General features: G+C 40.2%; 9 protein-coding genes. 6 read left to right on the forward strand and 3 right to left on the reverse strand.

The genetic code is table 11. The features are described 5' to 3' along the window. Positions 1-238 precede the first annotated feature (238 nt). Both OQJ86_RS25610 and OQJ86_RS25615 read left to right on the forward strand, forming a co-directional pair. Complete coding sequence (locus OQJ86_RS25610) at positions 239-922, forward strand: hypothetical protein (protein ID WP_265992014.1); 684 nt, start codon at positions 239-241, stop codon at positions 920-922. A gap of 164 nt (positions 923-1,086) precedes the next feature. Next, on the forward strand, positions 1,087-1,503 hold the full coding sequence (locus OQJ86_RS25615) for an IS1096 element passenger TnpR family protein (protein ID WP_029235852.1): 417 nt from the start codon (positions 1,087-1,089) through the stop codon (positions 1,501-1,503). A 180-nt stretch (positions 1,504-1,683) separates the two neighbouring features. On the opposite strand, the gene OQJ86_RS25625 is transcribed toward OQJ86_RS25615, so the two are convergent. Beyond that, complete coding sequence (locus OQJ86_RS25625; protein WP_033006605.1) at positions 1,684-1,983, reverse strand: type II toxin-antitoxin system RelE/ParE family toxin; 300 nt, start codon at positions 1,981-1,983, stop codon at positions 1,684-1,686. 7 nt (positions 1,984-1,990) lie between these two features. Next, positions 1,991-2,233 carry a type II toxin-antitoxin system Phd/YefM family antitoxin gene (locus tag OQJ86_RS25630; RefSeq protein ID WP_005442033.1) on the reverse strand — a complete coding sequence of 81 codons (243 nt, stop codon included), beginning with the start codon at positions 2,231-2,233 and terminating at the stop codon, positions 1,991-1,993. Between the two features lie 293 nt (positions 2,234-2,526). On the opposite strand from OQJ86_RS25630, the gene OQJ86_RS25640 reads away from it, so the two are divergent. The 3 genes from OQJ86_RS25640 (at position 2,527) to OQJ86_RS25650 (ending at position 5,663) form a co-directional block, all read left to right on the forward strand. Next, complete coding sequence (locus OQJ86_RS25640) at positions 2,527-2,808, forward strand: type II toxin-antitoxin system Phd/YefM family antitoxin (protein ID WP_011080399.1); 282 nt, start codon at positions 2,527-2,529, stop codon at positions 2,806-2,808. Then, entirely contained in the window at positions 2,805-3,092 is a 288-nt protein-coding gene (locus OQJ86_RS25645; RefSeq protein WP_011080400.1) for a type II toxin-antitoxin system RelE/ParE family toxin, read from the forward strand. Before OQJ86_RS25640 ends, OQJ86_RS25645 begins: the two co-directional genes overlap by 4 nt. A gap of 1,182 nt (positions 3,093-4,274) precedes the next feature. Next, positions 4,275-5,663: an RNA-binding domain-containing protein gene (locus OQJ86_RS25650; protein ID WP_265992041.1), complete on the forward strand. Its 1,389-nt coding sequence runs from the start codon at positions 4,275-4,277 to the stop codon at positions 5,661-5,663. 212 nt (positions 5,664-5,875) lie between these two features. Here the strand turns inward: OQJ86_RS25650 and OQJ86_RS25660 are convergent, their stop codons facing one another. After that, positions 5,876-6,178 (reverse strand): hypothetical protein, encoded by a 303-nt coding sequence (locus tag OQJ86_RS25660; protein ID WP_265992043.1) that lies wholly within the window; start codon positions 6,176-6,178, stop codon positions 5,876-5,878. A gap of 307 nt (positions 6,179-6,485) precedes the next feature. Between OQJ86_RS25660 and OQJ86_RS25670 the strand changes: the two genes are divergently transcribed. Continuing rightward, complete coding sequence (locus tag OQJ86_RS25670) at positions 6,486-7,328, forward strand: hypothetical protein (protein ID WP_265992071.1); 843 nt, start codon at positions 6,486-6,488, stop codon at positions 7,326-7,328. Positions 7,329-8,508: the final 1,180 nt, after the last annotated feature.

Here is an 8,508-nt window from a genome sequence, read left to right on the forward strand (position 1 = left end):
TAAATGGTGATTTTCCTACAGAGGACTTTCACCTCATTAGTTCATGCCCATGCTGGGCGTACACAAACTGTTTAAGAGTGATTCGCAACGCGTGGCATTTTTACTATGCGTTGCGTTTGGTGTTTAAGGTGGTATGCGGGAGCTTCGGTATTGCGTTGCTCACACCTTAACAGGGCGTTAAGTGAATAGAGGAAAAATGAGAATATATCTTACCTGTATGGATTGTCATGGGACTACCGTGAGTGCTGGTTCAAACGTTTATTCTGCTGAGCTTCAAGATAGCGGATGTTATAGTTTTACATGTGCTCAGCAACATGAATCTACGGTTAAATTGAAGAACCCAAAATTTGAAATACTCTTTGAGCTTGGCTTAAACGCCATTCATGACGGTTACTACAGAGAGGCAGTTAGCTCTTTCACCTCTTCTTTGGAGAGGTTTTACGAATATGTTATCAATATCCTTTACCGTTCTGCTGGTATTAATTTAGAACAAACATCGCAGTTATGGAAACTGGTCTCAAACCAATCCGAAAGGCAATTTGGCGCTTATCTTTTCGTGTATCAGTTGGTTGAGAAAAAGACTCCACCTCAACTATCAAATAAATGTATAAAATTCAGAAATGAGGTCATCCATAAGGGAAAGATTCCAAGTAGAATTGAAGCAATTGAGTATGGAGAAGCAATATTAACAGTTATTTCTCCGGTGTTAAAAGTACTAGTAGAGAAGTATGACCCACAAATTTTAGAGTTGATGAGAGAGCAACTTAATGCAATAGATTTGAAACTAGGTGTCGGAAAGTCGAGAAGTACAATGTCAATTAACACAACTGTAAGTGCTCTACGTGGGAATGACGCGCCACCAAATTTATGCTCTAGCTTAGAGAGGATCGCATTTGTAAGAAGTGGATTGAGCTTGTTGTGAGAATTCACTTAACAAACTGTTTAAGAGTGATTCGCAACGCGTAGCATTTTCACTATGCGTTGGTTTTAGTGGTTTTAGTGGTTTTAGTGGTTTTAGTGGTTAAGGTGGCATCGGTATTGCGTTGCTCACACCTTAACAGGGCGTTAGGCAAATACGAGGTTAGTATGTACATAACAATAAAAATCGACTTAGTTTCGGGTATTTATGCCTTTGAAGACTGGGGCTGCGAAATTGAGATTGCGCAAAACACGTCATTGCGTGAGTTGCACACAATAATTCAGAGTGCCGTTGGCTTTGAAAATGATCATCTCTATGACTTTTTCATATCTCGACGCGAATTCGGGTCCAGCAGAGAGACGTTTGATGATAGGCAGTACTCTCTGGACACTCAATTGTATGGATTATTTCCACTTCCTAAAGGTAAGAAACTTTTTTATTGGTTCGATTTTGGTGATGATTGGAAGTTCCAAATCTCTAAAACACGCAGTAAACCAAAGTCATTCGTTGATGGGGTTGAATACCCAAGGCTTGTAAAAGAAATTGGAGAAAAACCAGAACAGTACGCCGAGTCAGATTGGTAGATTTGCCTAACAAATTGTTCAAGAGTGATTCGGCACGCGTGGCATTTTTACTATGCGTTAGGTTTGGTGGTTAAGGCGGTATGCGGAGGCTTCAGTATTGCGTACCTCACACCTTAACAAGGCGTTAGTTTGCATGGATAAACTCTCACCCCAGTTATTATTTCTAGGGTGAAAGTCGTGTTATTTCAGATGATTCTGGGGTAGCTGTGATTGACCTAAGACAGCAACGACTAAGATAAAGTCATGTTCTTTGGTGAAATAAGCTGTGTGTTTTCCAATCGGGAAATAAAAGCCATTTGGGTATATCTCGTCACAACTTCTTCCTAAGCCTGGATTATCAGCTAGCATCTGAAACCCTGATAGCAGAGTATCTTTGTAGTTACGCCACTGTAATTCAGAAAAGTTTTCAACAGTGTAGTTTTTTACTTTGCGCAAGTGAGATTGCGCTAAGTTACTTAGCTTGTATTTGTTCTTTTGCATAAGTTAGTTACAGCGAGTTCAGAAAGCTTTCGCCATCAACAGTGTTTCCATTGTTCAAGTCTTCTTTAGCTGACTTAAAGCAGTGTTTGAGGTACTCAACTTTCATAGCTTCTAGCTCTTCAAAGTCACGAATGGACATGACAACGACAGTATCTTTACTGTTTTTGCTGATTTTTACTGGCTCGCGTTGTGCGCTCAGAAGTAGTTCGCCGAAATTTCGTTTGGCATCATTGGCTGTTAATGTATGCATGGTCAGTTCCCAATTGAGTGTACAGTTAGATTATAATGCATCGCATGAAATGTTCAATTTAATTAAATCGTGCGATTTGTGTGAAATGCAAACTAACAAACTGTTCAAGAGGGATTCGCAACGCGTGGCATTTTTACTATGCGTTGGTTTTAGTGGTTAAGGTGGTATGCGGGGGCATCGGTATTGCGTCGCTCACCCCTTAACAGGGCGTTATAACACAAAATCAGGCTATTGCTCAAAAAGGCTATTTGAACTATTATTTGTACATTAAATTGTACTGTTAGGAGTTCAACATGAGCCGTATCCACTTTGACCAAGATATTCAGCCTTTGTCTGAATTTCGTGCTGGCGTAACGTCATTTATTAAACAGATTAACGAAACTCGTAGACCATTAGTAATCACACAACGTGGTAAGGGTGTTGCGGTTGTCCTTGATGTTGCGGAATATGAAGCAATGCAGGAGAAGATCGAGTTACTGGAAGAAATGCGTACTGCTGAGGCACAATTAGCTTCAGGTTTAGGTGTTTCCAATGAAGACGCTCGCGCTCAAGTGTTGGGGCGTATTAAGAAATGAAAGTAGTCTGGTCACCACTAGCATTACAAAAGTTAGGTGATGCAGCCGAGTTTATTTCACTGGATAACCCAGTGGCAGCAGAAAGCTGGGTTAATGAGGTTTTCGATAAAACCGAACTTCTCTCAAATATGCCTGAAATGGGGCGAATGGTTCCTGAGTTACCTCATACTAATTATCGTGAAATCCTTTTTGGCCACTACCGAATCATATATAGCCTCAGTCATGAAATTCGTGTCCTTACAGTAAGAAATTGTCGTCAAATGCTAACGGAAAGTGATGTGTAGCAATTGTGTTATAACAATCAATTTAAGAGGGATTCACAACGCTTGGCATTTTTGCTTCTACTTCAAATTTAGTGTTTATGGCACAATGCATTAGGTTTGGGGGAGGCGTTGTTCACCCCTTAATTGGGCGTTAGTTTACAAGAGTAGAAAAGGGGTTTTATTTCGAGAGCTTGTCTGGTGATTGTGATTTTCACCTGTTGGTTTACTAACCTCACGACCTTTCCGGTGGCACTATATGTGAAGCGTTTGCGGTTGCGTAGTCACTTACTGACTCTAACTTTTTCGTGATAGTTCTTTGGTGTGGTTTCTTTTTCTTGGTGGCTAATCCGTGAATATTGGTTTTTAGTCGCATTTAGTTGTCGAGTTGGTCGAACCAATCTTTTGTCAGTTTGAGAGCTTCAATTTTGGTTGTTTAGCGCATGTCGCTTCTTAGCCAAGTTCGTTTTGTTAGTTGGGTTTGAGTTTTGTAGTTTTCAGTTTTACATCTGGGTCCAAAGCCAGTAGTTTTATAACTAATTCAGCATCTTGGCGCTAAACTTTAGCTTCATCATGTAGGTAAACTAACAAGGCATTTAAGACAGATTCGCAACACTCGGCGTTTTCAATTCAAGTTGAGTTTTGTGTTTACGGTGCAATGGTTTAGTAAAGTGGTAGTGTTGCTCACTACTTAATGCGGCGTTAGGTGTCATTATAGAATTGGTGCCCATATCTCGTTTCTGTTGAGTGTTTTGTTGCATACTGAAGGCGTTTTTTTGAAGTTTCAGATTTATTCAGAATAAGAGGGCTTAAGTATGACACCGTATATGAACCGTAATGGTAACTCTAATGTAGAGGCATATGAGATTGATGGCGATTCAATCACAGTAAAATTCATGTCTGGAAGATGGCTATATTATTTATATACGAGTCAGAGACCAGGGGCAGCAGTGGTTGAGCAAATGCAAGACCTTGCTAGACAAGGACGAGGCTTAAACTCATATATCTCACGAGTTGTCAGAACCAATTTTGAGCGTAAGTGGTAAACACCTAACAATGCGTTTAAGACAGATTCCCAACGCTTGGCATTTTTAGTGCTATCGTTGGGTTTTGTGTTTAAGGTGGTAATGTTTGGTTTCGTGGTAGCGTTGCTCACTACTTAACGCGGCGTTAAATTTACAGGTTGGTTAGGAAATAGGGACTACAGTGAAAATCGTAGAATTACAAGAGAAGGAGTCTTTGTACTATTGTACTAAAGATGAAGACCATTTTTTTGACAGAAAAGCATTTGGCTTAAAAGGTGAGAAAGTTCAAAAAATTGCTGTTGCATTTGCTAATGCTGACGGTGGTGAAATACTTGTTGGAGTTGCTGATGATAAAGATGAAGCTGTCCCAGAAAAAAGATGGCAAGGTCAAGAGTCAACGGAAGCTTATAACTCAGTTATTCAGGCGTTGAGTGAACTAGTGCCTTCAGTTGACTTTCGTTTTGACTTTTTAACTAGAATTAATGAGTCAAGAAATTACGTTTTACGAGTAAAAGTTAACAAGGGGCTGTCGGTGCATGAAACTGCGAAGAAAAAAATATTTCTTCGTCAGGGGGCGCAGTCACTTCCAGTAACAGCACCAATAAAAATATTAGAGTTAACTCATGCCAAGGGAATCATTTCTGAAGAAGACTCCCTTGTTAATTCTGCTTCTGTTGATGAGTTAGATTCTAGTGTGGAGCTGGCAAAGTTTTTATCAGAGCTGCCAATTAGAGCCCCTGACCCAATAACATTTCTCTTAAAAGAAAAGTTGGTCGATTCTGAGACATGGGCTCCTACAGTAGCCGCGGTTCTCTTATTCTCTGAAAACCCTTCAGCAGAGCTACCGAAGCAATGTGCAATTAGAATTGTCCGTTATGATACAGATGGTGAAGATATTGACCGAGATGCTTTGACTGAAGACAATATTGCAATTGAAGGATCGCTATACCAGCAAATTCAGGATGCATATGCAAAAATTGCTTTGTTTTTATCTAAAAACAAGGTCTGGAAAGTCAAAGGGCTAGTAGAAACTAAATATCCTAAAGAAACCATTTGGGAGATATTGGTAAACACTGTTATTCATCGAGACTATGCAATATCTGACAATGTACTAGTTAGTATTTTTAATAACAGAATTGAATTCAAAAGCCCAGGTCGATTTACAGGCTTCGTTACAGCTGAAAATATACTGGAAAACCGATGTTCACGAAATTCAAAAATTGTTCGTATACTGTCTAAGTATAAAGATTCCCCAAATAAAGATTTGGGTGAGGGTATGAATACTGCTTTTCAACGTATGCGTTCTATGGGACTTCGAGATCCAGAAATTCGAGAGGATGGGAACTATGTAAAAATAATATTAAGGCATAGTTCTAATGATGATCCAGAGAACTTAATCATGAAGTTTATCGAGTCAAATGGTGAAATTAATAATCTACAAGCTCGAGATCTTACAGGCATAGATCGCTCAGAAAAAGTAACATACCAATTTGCCAAATTAAGAGACAAAGGTTTAATTCAGCGAAAAAACTCGTCTACTGGACTAAAAAGTAGCTGGATCGCTGTGTAAATTTAACAAACTGTTTAAGAGTGATTCGCAACGCGTGGCATTTTTAGCATGCGTTGTGTTCAGTGTTTAAGGTGGTATGCGGAGGCATCAGTGTAGCGTTGCTCACACCTTAACAGGGCGTTAGTCGCCAGAAAAAGCTAGCAATCAAAATCATGTTTCTGAGCTTAAAATTTAGCAGCTGTTTGCTTGGTACATCGATTAATCGTCGATCATCAGAGCTTAGTTCTAGCTGTTTTAAATCCAAAGTTTTGTACCTGTCCTAGCGGTTGTTTTGTTCTTTGGTGCTTACAGAGTAGGGCGATCGAGAGTCTGTTTTTGGTTGCAACTCCGCTCGGTGAGTTTGTCGGCACAAAAGCCGATTTACTCGCTGAAATGACGTTTTCTCTGATGTTGTAAATTCCACGTGGTTTCAGTGATTTCGTTGAAAGTCCGCACTGTGAGATTAGCTTTCCAAAAGCGCCTTTTGGTGTTGTCAGTTCGTTTTCTTTGGCGTTGTTTGTTCCAAGTGGTTTCATTGAATAGCTGCTTTGAGACTACGCCTTACTTAAGTGCATCAAAGCACATAAAGTTTGTTGTTCGCAAAGTTTAGTTTGGCTTAAAATTGTCGCTCGGTGCCTCGCGACTAACAAACTGCTCAAGAGGGATTCGCAACGCGTGGCATTTTTACTATGCGTTGGTTTTAGTGATTAAGGTGGTTTGCGGCGGCTTTTGTATTGCGTTGCTCACCCCTTAGCAGGGCGTTAGGGCTCTAAATATGCAACTTTTCCAATTAAGCAAGAAATGGCATAATTAAGTGAATAGATAGTTCCTCTGGAAACAATAATGAGCGTTAAAGAAAAACTAAAACAACTCAAAGAAAGTGAAAACAGCTTGTATGTTATTCACTATTCATGTGAAAACCTAAACGACAATAATGAAAACTACTCACCGAGAGTGACGTCTATTGCAGTTCTACATTTGCAAAGTCATACGATGCATAGCTTTTCCATTCACTTGATTGCCGAAAAACGGGATATCAGTAGAGAGGACATTGACCAAAACTACAATGAAATTGAAAGACAAATGCTATCGGATTTCTACGAGTTTGTTAGGCAAGTCGATAACGCGATTTGGCTCCACTGGAATATGTCTAATATCAACTATGGCTTTGAGGCTTTAGCTCATAGATATGAGGTCCTTTCTAAAGAAAAAGCACCACGTATTCGAGATACAAACAAAGTAAATTTATCTAGTTTGATTCTTGATAAGTATGGAAAAAATAGCATCGATCACCCGAGGATGCAGACTCTTAAGGACCTCAATGACGGAAATCACCGCGATATGCTAAATGGTGAGGAAGAGGTAGTTGCATTTAGGGATAAGGAGTACGTCAAACTCCACAAGTCGACTATGTCAAAAGTTTATTGGTTCCAGTCAATGTATTTTGCTCTAAAGAACAATCGTGTAAAGGTGTCAAACTACAATGTGTCTGAAAAAGTGAACAAAGCCCTAGATAATACTTTCTTTAAAGTCTTGGGAGTCGCCGCGGTAATTTTTACGCTAGTTCAAGGCGGTATGTTTTTCTATGACGAAGCCACAACGCACGATCAGTCCCCACCTCAATCTCAAGTTCAAACTGAAGGACAAGTTCGGAGCCCTAACAAACAATTTAAGAGTGATTCGTAACGCTTGGCATTTTTACTATGCGTTAAATTGTGTGTTTAAGTCGAAATACTGTCGTTTCGGTGTAGCGTTACTCACACCTTAATTGGGCGTTATATTGCATAAGATTCAAAGGGTTAAATTATCTGTTTATCTTTGTTCTGCGTTCAAGCTACACACCTGTTCGTTTCGTGAAAGTTGCCATCAAAATGACCATCGCACGTAGAATGTTTGTCGGTTAATTAGCTGCAACGTCACGCAAGTCTCCTCGTTAGTAAGTTTTGCTGGCTCAAGTTCATCTTGCGCGGCTTCTTTTTCGTGGGGACTGCATTGAAGATTGTGGCTTCAGCGCATTTTGCTGTCAGGTTTATCGCTCGAATTCTTTGTCATTTGGGCTAATCGAATGTATCCAATTCCAGCTCATTTCGCTTCTTAGCCAAGTGCGCTTTGTTGTCTATGGTTGAGTTTCGAACTATCCGTTTTACTTCTGAGTTTAAAGCCAGTAGATTTGTAGTAAATTCAGAACCTTGGCGCTAAACTTGGCTCTATCGTGCGGGCAATATAACAAACAATTTAAGAGTGACTCCTAACGCTTGGCGATTTCACTCCGGTTTGAAATTTGTGTTTACGGTGCAATGGTTTAGCTTGGTTTTATAGCGTTGTCGCACCTTAATTGGGCGTTATATTGCATAAGATTCAAAGGGTTAAATTATCCGTTTATCTTTGTTCTGCGTCCGAACTACACCTGTTCTTTTCGTGAAAAATGCCATCAAAATGACCATCGCACGTAGAATGTTTGTCGGTTAATTAGCTGCAACGTCACGCAAGTCTCCTCGTTAGTAAGTTTTGCTGGCTCAAGTTCATTTTGCGCGGCTTCTTTTTCGTGGAAACTTCATTGTAAGTTGTGGCTTCAGCGCGCTTTGCTGTCAGGTTTCTCGCTCGAATTCTTTGTCATTTAGGCTAGTCGAGTGACTCTAATTTCAGCTCATTTCGCTTCTTAGCCAAGTGCGTTCTGTTGTCTATGATTGAGTTTCGAACTATCTGTTTTACATCTGAGTTCAAAGCCAGTAGATTTGTAACCAATTCAGCACCTTGGCGCTAAACTTGGCTCTGTCGTGCGGGCAATATAATCGGGTAGCCGGAGGTGTCTAGCCTCCAGCCCCCACACCACCCTGCATGCGGCTCCGCACAGGGCGGTTCATTT

It is taken from the genome of Vibrio sp. Sgm 5, assembly GCF_026241575.1.
Taxonomy (GTDB): Bacteria; Pseudomonadota; Gammaproteobacteria; order Enterobacterales; family Vibrionaceae; genus Vibrio; species Vibrio jasicida.

Bases quoted from the DNA above. Each gene is read 5' to 3' on its own strand.
- OQJ86_RS25615 (WP_029235852.1), top strand. From the start codon at position 1,087: ATGTACATAACAATAAAAATCGACTTAGTTTCGGGTATTTATGCCTTT.
- OQJ86_RS25625 (WP_033006605.1), bottom strand. From the start codon at position 1,983: ATGCAAAAGAACAAATACAAGCTAAGTAACTTAGCGCAATCTCACTTG.
- OQJ86_RS25630 (WP_005442033.1), bottom strand. From the start codon at position 2,233: ATGCATACATTAACAGCCAATGATGCCAAACGAAATTTCGGCGAACTA.
- OQJ86_RS25640 (WP_011080399.1), top strand. From the start codon at position 2,527: ATGAGCCGTATCCACTTTGACCAAGATATTCAGCCTTTGTCTGAATTT.
- OQJ86_RS25645 (WP_011080400.1), top strand. From the start codon at position 2,805: ATGAAAGTAGTCTGGTCACCACTAGCATTACAAAAGTTAGGTGATGCA.
- OQJ86_RS25660 (WP_265992043.1), bottom strand. From the start codon at position 6,178: ATGAAACCACTTGGAACAAACAACGCCAAAGAAAACGAACTGACAACA.
- OQJ86_RS25670 (WP_265992071.1), top strand. From the start codon at position 6,486: ATGAGCGTTAAAGAAAAACTAAAACAACTCAAAGAAAGTGAAAACAGC.